Origin of the sequence: Tessaracoccus flavus (assembly GCF_001997295.1) — a bacterium.
Lineage (GTDB): Bacteria > Actinomycetota > Actinomycetes > Propionibacteriales > Propionibacteriaceae > Arachnia > Arachnia flava.
In genome coordinates this window covers 351,555-365,357 of the sequence record NZ_CP019605.1, presented here as the reverse complement: position 1 = coordinate 365,357, position 13,803 = coordinate 351,555, and the positions used below count along the sequence as shown (strand labels likewise).

At 69.5% G+C, this 13,803-nt stretch carries 14 protein-coding genes and 1 tRNA gene; 5 read left to right on the top strand and 10 right to left on the bottom strand.

What is annotated here, in order from left to right; translation table 11 throughout:
• Nucleotides 1–46: 46 nt before the first annotated feature.
• The 3 genes from tilS to dacB are packed head-to-tail and all read right to left on the bottom strand — an operon-like array spanning nucleotide 47 to nucleotide 3,421.
• Entirely contained in the window at nucleotides 47–1,012 is a 966-nt protein-coding gene (gene tilS, locus RPIT_RS01530; RefSeq protein WP_077339889.1) for a tRNA lysidine(34) synthetase TilS, read from the bottom strand.
• Nucleotides 1,005–1,961, bottom strand: a complete 957-nt coding sequence (locus RPIT_RS01525; protein ID WP_162274464.1) for a zinc-dependent metalloprotease — start codon at nucleotides 1,959–1,961, stop codon at nucleotides 1,005–1,007. The genes tilS and RPIT_RS01525 overlap by 8 nt, the downstream gene beginning before the upstream one ends.
• 17 nt (nucleotides 1,962–1,978) lie before the next feature.
• Nucleotides 1,979–3,421 carry a D-alanyl-D-alanine carboxypeptidase/D-alanyl-D-alanine endopeptidase gene (dacB, locus tag RPIT_RS01520; protein WP_162274463.1) on the bottom strand — a complete coding sequence of 481 codons (1,443 nt, stop codon included), beginning with the start codon at nucleotides 3,419–3,421 and terminating at the stop codon, nucleotides 1,979–1,981.
• A 175-nt stretch (nucleotides 3,422–3,596) separates the two neighbouring features.
• Here dacB and RPIT_RS01515 point away from each other — a divergent pair, with 175 nt between their 5' ends.
• Nucleotides 3,597–4,055: an inorganic diphosphatase gene (locus tag RPIT_RS01515; protein WP_093665004.1), complete on the top strand. Its 459-nt coding sequence runs from the start codon at nucleotides 3,597–3,599 to the stop codon at nucleotides 4,053–4,055.
• 38 nt (nucleotides 4,056–4,093) lie between these two features.
• Here RPIT_RS01515 and RPIT_RS01510 read toward each other — a convergent pair whose 3' ends face one another.
• On the bottom strand, nucleotides 4,094–4,432 hold the full coding sequence (locus RPIT_RS01510) for a fluoride efflux transporter FluC (RefSeq protein ID WP_077339881.1): 339 nt from the start codon (nucleotides 4,430–4,432) through the stop codon (nucleotides 4,094–4,096).
• A 3-nt stretch (nucleotides 4,433–4,435) separates the two neighbouring features.
• On the bottom strand, nucleotides 4,436–4,828 hold the full coding sequence (locus tag RPIT_RS01505) for a FluC/FEX family fluoride channel (protein WP_143028269.1): 393 nt from the start codon (nucleotides 4,826–4,828) through the stop codon (nucleotides 4,436–4,438).
• 68 nt (nucleotides 4,829–4,896) lie between these two features.
• Here RPIT_RS01505 and RPIT_RS01500 point away from each other — a divergent pair, with 68 nt between their 5' ends.
• From RPIT_RS01500 to RPIT_RS01485, 4 genes are all read left to right on the top strand, one after another.
• Entirely contained in the window at nucleotides 4,897–5,901 is a 1,005-nt protein-coding gene (locus tag RPIT_RS01500; RefSeq protein ID WP_077339877.1) for a TRM11 family SAM-dependent methyltransferase, read from the top strand.
• A gap of 18 nt (nucleotides 5,902–5,919) precedes the next feature.
• Entirely contained in the window at nucleotides 5,920–6,420 is a 501-nt protein-coding gene (locus tag RPIT_RS01495; protein WP_077339875.1) for a SixA phosphatase family protein, read from the top strand.
• A 136-nt stretch (nucleotides 6,421–6,556) separates the two neighbouring features.
• Nucleotides 6,557–7,885: an ammonium transporter gene (locus RPIT_RS01490; RefSeq protein ID WP_077339862.1), complete on the top strand. Its 1,329-nt coding sequence runs from the start codon at nucleotides 6,557–6,559 to the stop codon at nucleotides 7,883–7,885.
• Complete coding sequence (locus RPIT_RS01485; RefSeq protein ID WP_077339860.1) at nucleotides 7,882–8,220, top strand: P-II family nitrogen regulator; 339 nt, start codon at nucleotides 7,882–7,884, stop codon at nucleotides 8,218–8,220. Before RPIT_RS01490 ends, RPIT_RS01485 begins: the two co-directional genes overlap by 4 nt.
• Nucleotides 8,221–8,466: 246 nt before the next feature.
• Here the strand turns inward: RPIT_RS01485 and RPIT_RS01480 are convergent, their stop codons facing one another.
• The 5 genes from RPIT_RS01480 to RPIT_RS01460 form a co-directional block, all read right to left on the bottom strand.
• A complete protein-coding gene (locus RPIT_RS01480) occupies nucleotides 8,467–9,546 on the bottom strand; it encodes a winged helix DNA-binding domain-containing protein (protein ID WP_077339858.1) in 1,080 nt (359 codons plus the stop codon).
• A gap of 49 nt (nucleotides 9,547–9,595) precedes the next feature.
• Nucleotides 9,596–10,945 (bottom strand): flavin monoamine oxidase family protein, encoded by a 1,350-nt coding sequence (locus RPIT_RS01475; RefSeq protein ID WP_077339856.1) that lies wholly within the window; start codon nucleotides 10,943–10,945, stop codon nucleotides 9,596–9,598.
• A gap of 165 nt (nucleotides 10,946–11,110) precedes the next feature.
• A tRNA-Thr gene (locus RPIT_RS01470) sits at nucleotides 11,111–11,183 on the bottom strand.
• Between the two features lie 61 nt (nucleotides 11,184–11,244).
• Nucleotides 11,245–12,897, bottom strand: a complete 1,653-nt coding sequence (locus RPIT_RS01465; RefSeq protein WP_077339854.1) for an alpha/beta hydrolase — start codon at nucleotides 12,895–12,897, stop codon at nucleotides 11,245–11,247.
• The gene (locus RPIT_RS01460) at nucleotides 12,890–13,750 is read right to left on the bottom strand and encodes a PSP1 domain-containing protein (protein WP_077339852.1); all 861 of its coding nucleotides are present in this window, start codon (nucleotides 13,748–13,750) and stop codon (nucleotides 12,890–12,892) included. Before RPIT_RS01460 ends, RPIT_RS01465 begins: the two co-directional genes overlap by 8 nt.
• Between the last annotated feature and the right edge of the window lie 53 nt (nucleotides 13,751–13,803).

Sequence of the window (13,803 nt, the reverse complement as noted above, 5' to 3'; positions counted from 1 at the left end):
CCTAGCGCGCGGGCCCCCACCCCGGGAACCGGTTGGGGATAGGCGATCACGATGATGGATCGCCGTCGTCCTGTCGAGCCGCCCCTGAGGGCTCGACGAGCAGGCGCCCACCAACGCGTCGGACCACCGCTCCCGGCACCGCCACCGGCCCCTGCCCGTGCCAGTGCCCGACGAGCCTCGCGACCGCCAGCACATGCTCCATTCCCGACGACGGCGAGCGGGCGGCCAGCCAGCGCCGAACCACGCGCCAGAGCAGCGCGTCCGGCAGCGGCTCCAGGTCCGCCACCTCGAGCCATTGCCGTTGCGGCACCGCAGCCAGTGCGAGCGCGTCGAGGTGGTCGGCGTCAGCGCGGGCCAGCCGGGCGGTGCGCGCCAGAGCGGGGGCGACGTCTCTGCCCAACTCGTCGGTCAGCAGCGGCAACAGCCGTCGGGTACGCACCCTCGCATATCGCTCGTCGTCGTTCATGGGGTCCTGCCAGGGCTCGATGCCCCACTCCCCGCAGGCCGCCTCCGTGTCCGCGCGGCGCAGCCCAAGCAACGGCCGGATGAATGGTCCTCGTACCGCCGCCATCCCCGCCAATGACCGCGTGCCCGACCCGCGCAACAGGCCCAGCAGCACGGTCTCCGCCTGGTCGTCGAGGGTGTGCCCCAACAGCACCGGGCGCCCGGTGGCCTCGAGTGTTGCCAGCCTGGCGTGACGCGCGGCGGCCTCGAGACCGTCCGGATGGTCAGGCTCCACCTGCACCCGCACGACGCGGGCGTCGAGGCCCCGCCCGCGCAGCTGCTCCACAACCCGGCTGCTCACGTGGCCCGAGTCCGGCCGCAATCCGTGATCCACGACGACCGCGGCAACGTCCGCCCCGGTCCGCGCCGCGGCCCACGCGGCCCCGAGAGCCAGCGCCAGCGAATCGGCGCCGCCGGAGCACCCGACCACCGCCCCGCCGTCAGGTAGGTGGTCAGCGACGGCCCGACCGACGCGCAGGGCAGCCGGCCCCAGCTCCCGCCTAGCCACGGCGCTGCCGATCGATCCATGCCTGGGGGTCGCTGATCTCCGACATCGTCGGCAGGTTGCCGGGGTCGGCGAACGCCCGCGACAGGAACTTCCAGCTGCGCCGCCGCACCACGGTGCGGCAGAAGGCGAGCCCGTCGCGATACTGGGCCTGCTTGTCGAGGGTGGCCGACGCGTTCGCCAGGCGGCCCGTTCGCTGCGGCCTGGCGAAGGCTTTGCGCATCTTCCCCACCGTCGTCGCGTGCCGGCAACCGACGGTGTCGGAGACCAGATCGGCGTGGCCTTCCAGCAGCGTCATCAGGGCGGTCAGCTCGTGGAGTTGGGTGTGCGCCTCACGTGACACCAGGAGCGACACGAGGTCTCCGGTCTCCTGCCAGGCGATGAGGGCCTCCGCGATCTGGACCTCGTCGTCGGCGACGACGGCCATGCGCTCGCGCACGTAGTCACGCAGCCAGGGGGCGGCACGGAACTGCAGGGCGTGGGTCTGCTCGTGCAGCGCCACCCAGAGCCGGAAGTGCTCAGGGACGAACGCGTGGCGACGCTCGTGCTGGAGGATCGTGGGGGCCACGAGATAGAGCGCGTCGTCTCCGGTGACCGCGTCGTACTGCCCCAGCAACTGGCGGCTCACGCGCCCCATGGCCAACCCGGCGAGCAACCCGTTGCCGAGGCCGCGCAGCGCGCTGCCGACGCCAGCGGGTCGTGGGGTCAGCGACAGCTCCCCCACCACCGCTTCAGCCATGTGTCGGGCCGCGCGCGACCACCCTGCCCAGTCGACCACCCGGACGCTCGTGGCGCCGACCGACTCGAGCCCCAGGTGCGCCGCCGCCAGTTCCCCAGCGCGACGGGCGGTGACGCGCAGGTCGGCGGTGAGCATGTCGAGCTCCCGCGGATCGATGTCAGGGAGTTGGCCCGCTGCCCTGCGGGCGACCCGGCGGGCGAGGTCCCATGACACGGGTGGCGCGTAGTCCATCAGCAGCCACACGCCGCAACGACGCCGGCAGCCTGATCGGCCCAGACGCGCGCGGCCCAGCCGTTGGGCGGTCCGTTGATGATGAACGCGAACGCCACCAGTCGCCCGTCCGCGGTGAGCGTCGTGCCGGCGAGCGTCGAGACGAAGCTGAGTGTCCCGGTCTTGGCGCGGGCCACCCCACGGGCGGGGCTCGAGACGTCGTCGGCGAATCGATCAGCAAGGGTGCCCGTGACGCCGGCGGTGGGCAACCCGTCGAGGATGACGCTGAGCCTGGGTTCGCTGGCCATCGCACGGACCGCCTCCGCGAGCATCCCTGCCGTCACGAGGTTGCTGCGAGACAGACCCGAGGCGTCGTACAGAACAGCGCCCTGACGCCAGAGACCCAGCGCGGTGAGTTGCTCCTCGATGGCGGCAACCGACCCCTCGAACGTCGCGGGGTGACCGGTCTGCAGGGCCAATTGGAAACCGAGTACCTCGGTGAACGAATTGTTCGACCGCGTCATGGCTGTCTCCACCAGCACATGCACGGGCAGCGATTCGACCCGCGCCACCTCGGCGCCAGACGCGGGCACAGCCGTCGGCTCTCCGGCGACGGCGACCCCCGCCGCCGTCAACTGCGCAGCGAACGTCTCTGCGGCGCTGAGCGCGGGGTTACGGCTCCGCGGGCCTCCATCGGGGCCTCTCCCCTCGTCCACCCAGAGCGACGAGAGTTGGGTCACCTGGTCGCGGTAGTTGTCCGGCCATGTGGCGTTCCACCCGGGATCGGTAAAGAGGGACGCGTCGTATCCCAACGTCACCGACGTCTGACCCGAGGCGAGGAGCGCCTCAGCTGTCGCGGCCGCCAGTTCAGCGGTGCTCGCCGGCTGGGGATATCCGGCGTCCGCAGGGGTGCTGCGCAACAGTGGATCGCCTCCCCCGACCAGCACCACCTGCCCCGCGGCCGGCTGGAGCACCCGCGTGGCGAACGTCTCGCTGCCGTCGAACGCGTTCATGACGGCAAGCGCAGTGAGCGTCTTGGTGTTGGACGCAGGGATCAGTGGCAGGTCCTGGCCGTTGGCGGCGACGATCTCGCCGGTGGCCACATCGACGACTTCGTAGGCGATGGCGACAGTCGCACCTTCCTGCGCGACCAGTTCGCTGCGGTCCAGCGAATTCAGGCGCTCCTCGAGGACCAGCCTGTCGGGCAGCGGCCCGGGCTCCGGGAGGGCGGCGGCCGCCGCGAGCCCCGTGCCCGCTGGCGTCGGCGCGTCGGCCGTCGGGGTCGGTTCGGGCGCGAACAACTCAGGATCGATGGTGCTCGGGGCGCCGCTCCTGGTGAGCCCGGCCGCGGCCAGCAACTGCTCCGAGTAGACAGCTGCGGCGAAGCCACCGCCGAGGAGGATCCCGACGATCAGCCAGGCGACGACCCACTGGACCGCCCTGTTGCGTGACCGCACGGCCACCCCCGTTCGTTGTATCCTGCAGGAGTACTGGCCCTCAGTCGGGCCTGACCTCAATCATAGGAGCGCCGTAGTGAGCGAAGACGCACCCGTTGGGCTGACCCCGATCGACCCGGGTCGACGCCTCCTGTTCGACGTCACCGTCGAGATCCCCAAGGGCACCAAGAACAAGTACGAGATGGACCACAACACTGGTCGCATCCGCCTCGACCGGACGCTTTTCACGTCCACCCAGTACCCGTACGACTACGGGTTCGTCGAGGGCACTCTCGGCCAGGATGGCGATCCCCTCGACGCGATGGTGATCGGGGCGGACCCGACCTTCCCCGGTTGCCTGATCGAGTGCTACGCCGTCGCGATGTTCCGCATGACCGACGAGATGGGTGGCGACGACAAGGTGCTGTGCGTTGCCACTGCCGACACCCGCCGCAGCCACATCACCGATCTGTCTTCGGTGCCGGAGCACATGCTGCTGGAGATCGAGCACTTCTTCTCGGTGTACAAGGACCTGGAGCCGGGCAAGTCCGTCGAAGGTGCCACGTGGACCGGACGGGACGAGGCCGAGTCCGAAGTGGCTGCGTCGTTCGAGCGCGCCAAGGGCACACCGTACGAGCACATCCACACCAACCTCGGCTGACCACCAATGCAACGCCCCGCCGCCCGGCGGGGCGTTTGTCATGTGCCCGTGGCGAGGCCCAGGGAAGCGGCCAGGAGGCAGCCCGCCACGGTGGCACCCGTGTAAACGACCGCGAAGGGGACCCGTCTGGTCCCCAACTCACGGGCCGCCTGCCAGCAGGCCGACGAGAAGGTCGTGAAGCCCCCGCAGAAGCCGGCCGCGACGACTCCGACGACGGGCCCGGACAGGTGGGTGGCCGAGACGCCGATCAGGAACGAGCCGGTGATGTTCACGGCCAGGGTCGCCACCCAGCCAGGAAAACGGAGGGTCACCAGCCGGTCCACTCCCGCGCGGGCCAGGGCACCGACGCCCCCCGCCAGTGCGATCAGCCAGATCACGTCTCAGCTCCCCCCGCGGCGCAGGCGCTTCATGGCGTAGAGATGACCAAGTCCCGCGACGATGATGCCGACCATCGTCTCGGCCACGACCAGGATCATCGCACCCGGAGACGCCACCCCCTGGAGTGCCAGCGACGACCACGACGTGAAGGAGGCCACTCCGCCGACAGCGAGGAAGATCCGCAGCAGCGTGACCCGAGGACCGAAGTAGCCTGAGATCAGGCCGATCACCAGGCATCCCGTCAGGTTCACAGTCGCGAGCGCGATCGCTTCATGTCCGATCGCCTCCGTGACCGCCACCCGCGCTGCGGTGCCGATGAAGCCGCCGGCGAAGATCACGGCGGCGCGCGCCACCATCGACTCTGTGCCAGGCCTGCGTGCCGCACTTACGGTCATGGGTTCCCCTTCCAGCCGCGCCCGAGCCTACTCTGGGGCTCCCCGCGTCGCTGTGGGAAACTGGTCCAATGCCGCGCTATCTCATGCTCCGTTCCCCGTCTGCCAATCGCGTGTACGCAGGCGAATCGGGCCCCCTCACTGCGGCCGAACTGCAGCTGACGGCTCCGTTCGCGAGCGAGGTTGCTGACGCCGAACTCGCAGGTGTCAGCTACCTCGGATTCGACGCCCCGGCGCTGTCCGACGCCAACCTGGAAACGGTGGCGCGCCAGTCGGCCTGCTTCGCCCTCTTCGAGGCCGAGGGAGAGCTGCTGCGCCCCGTCGCGCTCCCGCAGCCCTTCACCCTCGATGACGACCTCATCACGATCCCCAAGTACCCCGGCAAGACCAACGAACAGTTCACCCAGCTACTGGTCAACGTGACCCTATCCGCGGTGACGAGGGAGCCGACCGGGCCACGCCAGATCCTCGATCCCCTGGCCGGTCGCGGCACCACCTTGTCGACGGCGCTCCTCCTCGGCCACGACGGGTTCGGCGTCGAGGGGGACGCCAAGGCATTCGAGCAGATGGTCTCCTACTACAAGACCTACCTCAGGCGGAAGCGGATCAAGCACACCGCCGACGTCACCCCCGTCCGGAGGGAGGGCAAGGCAATCGGCAAACGTTTCGACGCTGAGATCTCCACCGACGACGCCAGGCACAGGGTCACTGCGTTCACCGGGGACACCCGTCAGTCGGCCGAGCTCTTCGGGAAGAAGCGGTTCGACGCGATCATCACTGACGCGCCCTACGGCGTGGCACATGGCTCCACCACCGATGTGCGGGGGGTGTCCGGCAAGCGCGACCGCTCCCCAGCCGGCCTGCTCCGCGAGGCCCTCCCGGTGTGGGCGGGCCAACTCATGCACGGCGGCGCACTGGGCCTGTCGTGGAACACGTTCGGGCTGTCGCGCGAGGACCTGGCCCAGATGTTGGCGGACGCTGGTCTCCGGGTGCGCGAGGGGGACGCGTGGGAGCGCTTCGCCCACCGCGTCGACTCGTCGATCCGGCGCGACCTGATCGTCGCCGTCAAGCCCTGAAACTTGTAGGCTCGCGGCATGCGACGACTCGTACTCATGCGACACGCGAAGACTGAGGCCAACCACGTCGAGGGAGACAAGGCGCGGCGCCTCAACCCGCGTGGGGTCCAGGACGCGCAGGAGGCCGGGGTGGCGCTGCGCGGGCTCGGCGTCGACTACGCGCTCGTGTCGTCAGCCGTTCGCACCCGTGAGACCTTCGCCCATCTGGGCCTCGACGTGCCGGTCGAGTTCCAGGACGCCCTGTATTACGGCGGTACCGAGACGATGCTCCAACGCATCGCCGAGATGGGCGACGACGTCGAGTGCCTCCTGGTGGTGGGCCACGCGCCGACGGTGCCGAGCCTGGTGGCCGAACTCGCCTACGCCAGCAACCGCGCCGAGGCCGATCAGGCCCAGTGCTGGTTCCCCACGGCCGCCTACACGGTCTTCAGCTTTGACGGCTCGTGGGAGTCCCTCGGAGAGGGCGACCTCGACCATGTCCACCTCGACGCCGTCACACGACCCGATAAGCACCACTGACGGCGAACGCGCGCTGATCTCGGACACAGCGCCGTAACACGCCGGTGACAGCCCGCAACATGACGGCTGAATCCCTTACCCAGCCGTTACGCGACGGCACCCCGGGCGACATCGGAGCCCGCGATGATTCACGTCCATGGAGATTCTAGAAATTGACACGGGCGACACCGCCTGGGTCCTCGTGAGCGCGGCCCTCGTGCTCCTCATGACCCCCGGTCTCGCGTTCTTCTACGGCGGCATGGTGAGGGCCAAGAGCGTCCTCAACATGCTGATGATGTCGATCACCACCATGGGCATCGTCGGGGTGCTCTGGGTGGTGATCGGCTACTCGATGGCCTTCGGCAACTCGATTGGCGGGGTCGTCGGCAACCCGCTCGAGTTCCTCTTCCTCGAGGGTCTGATGGACCCCGAGAAGGCCACCTTCACGATCCCGGCGGCCGTGTTCGCTGGGTTCCAGGCAGCCTTCGCCATCATTGCGGTCGCGCTCATCTCGGGCGCAGTCGCCGACCGGATGAAGTTCTCCGCCTGGGTTGTCTTCGCCGCGGTGTGGGCCCTGGTCGTGTACTTCCCCGCAGCCCACTGGGTGTTCAGCTTCGACGGCGGCACCGCCGAGCGCGGCGGCTTCATCGCCAACCAGATCCAGGCCCTCGATTTCGCCGGCGGCACGGCGATCCACATCAACGCTGGAGCGGCCGCCCTGGCGCTGTGCCTCGTGATCGGGCCCCGTCTCGGCTTCGGCCGCACCCCGATGCGTCCGCACAACCTGACGCTGGTCATGCTCGGTGCAGGCCTGCTGTGGTTCGGCTGGTTCGGCTTCAATGCGGGGTCGGCCCTGGGCGCCAACGCGACGGCGGGGGTGGCGTGGATCAACACGCTCGGCGCCACCGCCGCCTCGATGCTGGGCTGGCTCGTGGTGGAACGCCTCCGCGACGGCCACGCCACCAGCCTGGGCGCAGCCTCCGGCATCGTTGCAGGGCTCGTCGGCATCACGCCGGCGGCCAACTCGGTCAGCCCTCTCGGCGGCCTCGTGATCGGCCTGCTGGCGGGCGTCAGCTGCGCCTTCGCCATCGGCGTGAAGAACAAGCTTGGCTATGACGATTCGCTCGACGTCGTCGGCGTCCACCTCGTCGGCGGTCTGGTGGGCACCCTGCTCATCGGCTTCCTGGCCGATCCATCGTCCCCCGCGGGAGTGGCCGGCCTCTTCTACGGCGGCGGGGTTGATCAGCTGTGGCGCCAGGTCCTCGGTGCCGGAGCGGTGCTCGTCTACTCCTTCGTCGTGACGTTCGTCATCGCCAAGGTGCTCGACAAGACCATGGGTCTCAGGATCCTGGAGTCGGCCGAGTCCCAGGGCATCGACGTCGCGGAGCACGCCGAGACCGGCTACGACCTCAGCCAGGTCGGCTACACCACCTACGGCGTCCGCCAGACGCTGATCGTCCCCGTCCGAGAGGAGGCCTCACGATGAGGCTCGTCACCGCAATCGTCCAGCCCACAATGCTCACCAACGTCCAAATCGCGCTCGCGCGGCACGGGATTGCGGGGATGACAGTCACGGAATGCTCGGGGTATGCCCGGCAGCGGGGGCACCGGGAGGTCTACCGTGGCGCGGAGTACACGATCGACTTCATCGCGAAGGTCAAGATCGAGGTCCTGGTCGAGGATGAAGAGACCGAAGCGGTGATCGACGTCATCACTGCGGCGGCCCGGACCGGCGCGGTCGGCGACGGCAAGGTGTGGTCCACCCTCGTCGACGAAGTGGTCCGCATCCGCACCGGCGAGCGCGGGGCCGCCGCCGTGTGACGCGCCCCCGACGCCAACCGTCAGCACGAAACGCCAACCGACACCACCGAACGCCAACCAGAATCTCGTGACGCCCGCGAGACTCAGCGACGCCCGTGAGATATCGCGGGCGTCGCTGAGTCTCGTCGGCATTCAGGCTTGTCCGTTGGCGTTTCCCGCTGTCAGTTGGCGTTCGGGGCTCCCGGTTGGCCTTGGCGGCGGACGGTTGGCGTGCCCACCGTCGCGTTGGGGTCTCCCGGTCCCGGCTCAGGGGACCGGGAAGGGGAAGTCCTCGAACAGCGCAGGGAGGCGTTTCGCGACGCTCGCCGGCAGGTCCCCGAAACCGTCCACCTCCAACTGTCGCCGGCCAGGCCGACCGGCGCGCCTCCAGACTCCGCGCACCCGGCCACCGGCCACGATCGAGGGCTTGAACACACCGTTGTTGCCGGGGACGAGACGGTGATGCTCGGCCTCGGTCATCGCGAACAGCCGGTCCTGGTAGCCGAGGACGAATTCGTCGAACCCGGGCAGCAGCAGAGGCCGCGACGGTTCGCGCCCCAGACCGGCGGCCCGCTCCTGGAGTCCGGGGGCCCAGTAGCTCGCCTCGTCGGCGCCGTCGGTCTCCAACTCTCCCGCGATGAGTGGGAGGGCCGCCCGGATCTCACGCAGCGCGAGCTTGGTCCACCACGCGAAGTCGCGGATCGTCGCGGGGCCGTGACTGAGGAGATAGCGCCTCAGCAGGTCCGCCACGGCGTCGATGCGCTCCCCGTTGAAGCGTCCCGCCAGATCAGACCCGTCCGGCAGCCAGCCCTCCGCCAGGGCGACCAGCTGCTCGCCGTCGTGCCACGGCCCGTAGATGAGGCGCCCCATCATGATCAGCGTGGTCAGCAGGTGGTACCCCCGCCCGTCGGCGGTCGTGATCCCGTGCTCTGTCCAGCGTGCGAGGAGCTGGCTACGCGGCAGGGGCGAAGCGGCGAGGGCAGCAGTCGCAACCTCGTCCGCCTTGCCCAGGTCCGTCTCGTCGAGGCCCAGGGAGTGCCGCCGGGCCGCGGAGGCGCGCAGCGCCGGCCCTGCGCAGAGTTCGGTGATCCAGGCGGCATCCCGCCCTGGGAGCAGGAAGACCGTGCCCCGCATGGGGTAGCCGCGCACCAGGGCACCGCTGTCCATCGCGCCCAGCACCGACTCCGCGCCGCCCCGGGAGCGCAGCGCCGCCGAGGCGATCACACCGGTCAGATCCTGACCCTGCATGGCACCGAACGCGGATACGGCGTCCTCCGGTGAGACAAAGGACGGGCCCACCAGGGATTGGGCGACGAGCCTCAGCCGGGCGCGTTTTTGATCAGGCATGACCCATGTCTAGCCTGGCGCCCGACGGCTTGGCAACGAGGGCGACGGCTCAGGCCAGGTTGCGGGCCACGGCGGCCGCGACTTCACGACCCGAGCGCACCGCGCCCTCCAGGTATCCGTTGAAGCGGGACGCGTACTCCGCGCCAGCCCAGTGCAGCACGCCTTCGGGACGGGCCAGAACCGGCCCCTGGGTGGTCCAGACTCCGGGTGCGAAGTGCGCTCCGTGGCAGCCGCCCGTGAACTTCTCCGACGCCCAGTCACGCTCGATGTAGGTCACGGGGTTCCGGGCCACCTCGCCGAACGTCCGCACCACCGAGTCCACGAAGGCCCGCTCACGCAGGGTCGACGACCGGCGGGCCAGCGACGCCGCGTCGGCGCCCTCGAAGAACCCCATCAGGTGGCCCCGCTCGGAGTCGCCCGCCGTCGTATCGAACGTCACCCGCACCGCGCCCTCGTCGGCCGACGACTGGCCGGACAGTCCCAGCTCCCGCCAGAACGGCCGCTCGTAGATGAGGAAGGCCTTGATGACGTTGCCGGCCGACACCTTGTCGGCGGCCTCAGCACGCCAGTCGGGAAGCGCCGGCTCGTGCGGCAGCGCGACGGCGAGGCGCGGGGGTAGCGTCGAGATGACCTGCTTGGCTTCGATCACCTCGCCGTCGGCGAGGATGATGCGCGCCGAGGCGTCGTCGTGCTCAACGCGAACGACTTCCTTGCCGAGCCGAACCACGCCGCCCAACTTCTCCGCCAGGGCGTCCGCGACTGCGGCCATCCCGCCGGCGACACGCTTCTGGTGCAGGCCGCCGTTGCTCGCCAGCATCGACTCGAGATCGGGGCCGGAGTTCACCTGGTGCAGGCCCCCGAGCAGAGTGGCGCCCTTGGGCATGGCTCCGAAGGCAGCCTGGTACACCTCAGCGAATCGGCGCTGAGCGCCCTCGGTGCGGAGGTTCGTGCTCACCCAGCGGCGGAGGTCCTGGCCCAGCCAGGCATCGTTGGCTTTGCGCCAGGCGGGATCGTCGCGGAGCCTCTTCGCCAACCGGCGGAGCCGCAGGAGGCCCTGGCCGAGATCGGAGACCTCAAAGGGCGTCAGGGTGCGTCCGTCCTCCGAGGACGGCACGCTGAGCGACTTGCCGCGGAGGCGGATGGCGAGGTTTCCGGCGGCGGGCAGGCCGATCGTCTCCAGCCCCAGGCCGTCGATGATCTCCAGCAGCGCGTCGAATCCCGGCCCGATCCACTGACCACCCAGTTCGACGTAGGAGCCGTCGGACAGGGTCTTGTTCTCGACTCGGCCGCCCACGCGATCGCGGGCCTCCAGCACGACGACCTTCAACCCCCGGTCAGCGAGGTGCTGTGCAGCCACGAGGCCGGCCAAACCGGCTCCGATGATGGCGCAATCCAACACGAGGCTCCTCCTCCGACGACAATTTGTCCCGCGATAAATGGGACAGGTTCCAGCCTACAAGGCCCGATATTCGGCCCAGAGGTGGTGTCGGCTAAGCCGAGTTCCGCCGGAGCGCACGACAAGTCCCGGGCATGTCAAAGCCCCCGACGGTGTCGGGGGCTTTCGAGCCGCCCACGGGAATCGAACCCGTGACCTACGCTTTACGAGAGCGTCGCTCTACCGACTGAGCTAGGGCGGCAGCAGGACGAAACTATACCGACACAGGCCGCTCCAATACCAAACCGGCCCGGAACGGACCCCTACCGGCAGGTTGCGCCGTCCTCTGGGGGCGTCCCTTCGTAGAGATACTCGTCCACGGCGTCGGCGACGCACTTGTTGTCGCCGGTGACCGCGCCGTGCCCGGCCCCCTCGTAGGTGAGCAACGTCCCCGATTCCAGTTGCTCAGCCATGGTCACCGCCTGGCGGTAGGGCGTCGCAGAGTCCCCCGTCGTGCCTACGACGAGGATGGGAGGCGCGCCTGCGGCCGTCAGCTTGAGCTGGGGCGCCGAGTCGGCGGTCCAGGTCTGGCAGGTGTAGCCCAGCCCCATGTTCGGCGCCATGATCGGCGCCTTCTCGAATGTCTCGCGCCAGTCCTCCTCGACGCGGTCGAGGCCCTCGTCGACGCCGTCGACGCACGCCATCGCGGGGAACGCGTAGGCGATCGTGTCATAACTGTTGTTCGATCGTCCGTTGAGGATGTCCGCGGCCATGAGCAGCCCTGCTCCGTTGCCGATCATCGCGTCGGCCAGCACCTGGTCCAGCGTGCGGTACGCCTCGTCGGTGTCGTAGAGGAACAAGGCGATCCCGGTGGCGGCGAGCGTCTGCGTGAGCGGGCGTCCGTCCACGTCGAGGGGGTCGTCGTCCAGCCCAGTGAGGAAGCCGTCGATGTCGTCGTTGATCTGAGCCTGGTCGTCGCCCAGCGAGCAGAGGTCGGAGTCGGCGCACCAGGCCGTGAAGTTGTTCAGCGCCAGCTCGAAGCCTTCGGACTGTGCCACTTCGTCGTCGCCGGTGATGTCGACGGCGGCGTCGAGCACCAGCCGGCCCGTGGAGTTCGGGAACAACTCCGCGTACATGGCGCCCACGTAGGTGCCGTACGACACGCCCACGTAGTTGAGCTTCTCGGCCCCGAGGAGGTGCCGGATGAGGTCGAGGTCGCGCACGACATCGACGGTCGTGATGTGATCGAGCAGCGGCCCCGAGCCGTCGCGGCACTGCTGGGCGAACTCGGCCGAGCCCTGCCGGAGCTCCTCGTCCTCCCCCGGATCGTCGGGGCTGGCGTCCAGGCGCATGAACGCCTCGGTCTCCTCGAACGAGCCGCACACGACGTGCGTCGACTCGCCGGTCCCCCGGGGATCCCAGCCGACGGTGTCGAAGTTCTGCCACCTGCCCGCGAGTGACTGCGCCATGTCCTGACCGCCGAAGCCGGGTCCGCCCGGATTGACGAACAACGGACCGCGCGACGAGTCGCCGTGCGGGACCCGGCGCACCGCCACCTCGATGGCATCGCGTTCCGGCGCATCCCAGTCAAGCGGTGCCTTGATGGTGGCGCACTGCCCCTCCCCCGATTCACACAGCTCCCAGTCGACCACCTGCGTGGCGTACGCCAGATGGTCGCCGAGGGAGTCGAGGAACTCGACCTTAGGCGCCGTGGCCGGTTCGTAGTCCAGTTGCCGGTCAGGGTTCGCCGGGCCATCCAGGGGCAGGGTCTCACGCCCCTCGATGGGCTGCTCCGGGATACCCGGAAGACGCTCCCCCTGAGCAGGGGCGGACGGGGTGTGCGGCCCCGGCGTGGTGGGTGAGGCGGGCTGGTCGCGGTTCTGCCCGCGCACCATCCCGCTCAGGAACAGGGCGCCCACCAGGGCGATCGCGATCATCCCCAGGATGGTCTGCGTCACCTTGACCGATCTACTCATGCTCCCCCTTCTCGGACAGCTTGACGTTCGCGGACCTGAGATCCCGGGACATCTTGGCCGAACAGACCTTCTCCAGCGGACAGCGCACCATCTCTCCCGACGGCGTGCGCCCAGTCACGGAGCCTGCCGGCACGTTGTGGCCGGTGACAGTCATCTCCTGACCGTCGACTGTGACCCGGTCACCGATGGCCGGCGCCTGCTTGATGAAGTCCACGTACAGCGGGTGCTCGTACTTGAGGCAGCACATGAGCCGGCCGCACTGTCCGGAGATCTGCAGCGGGTTGGGCGGCAACCCCTGCACGCGGGCCAGCCTCGTCGAGACAGGTTCGAAGTCGGTCAGGAAGGTGGTGCAACACAGTTCCCGGCCGCACGATCCGACCCCGCCGATCAGCCGCGCGGCGTCGCGCGAGCCCACCTGCCGCAGGTCGATCCGCGAGTCCAGTGCTCGAGCGAGGTCCCCCAGCAGGCTGCGGAAATCGACGCGGTGGGGGGCCGTGTAGTAGATCGCGATGAGGCGGTCGAACTCGGCCGTCCGGTCGAGGTAGTCGACGCCCACCACCTTCATGGGCAGCCCGTGCCCGGCGATCGTGCGCTTCGCCACGGCCATGGCATCGGCTCGTCGCTGCCGGTTCGCGGCATCTCGCGCATGGTCGGCCTGGGTGGCGGGCCCCTGGCAGACTGGCACATCGTCAAAGCCCTCAACGTCCTCGGCTGCCCACACCACCTGGGCGATCTCGGGGCCGTCGGGGGTGGGGTAACGCACCCAGTCGCCGACGGCGTAGGCGCCGTCGGCCGGATCCAAGTAGTGCAGTTGGCCGTGCCGCTCGAACGCGACCGCCATCACCCGTGCCATGGGGCAAGACTAGTGTCGGCGGCCAAGCGCGACCGACCGGGCGCGCCTGACCG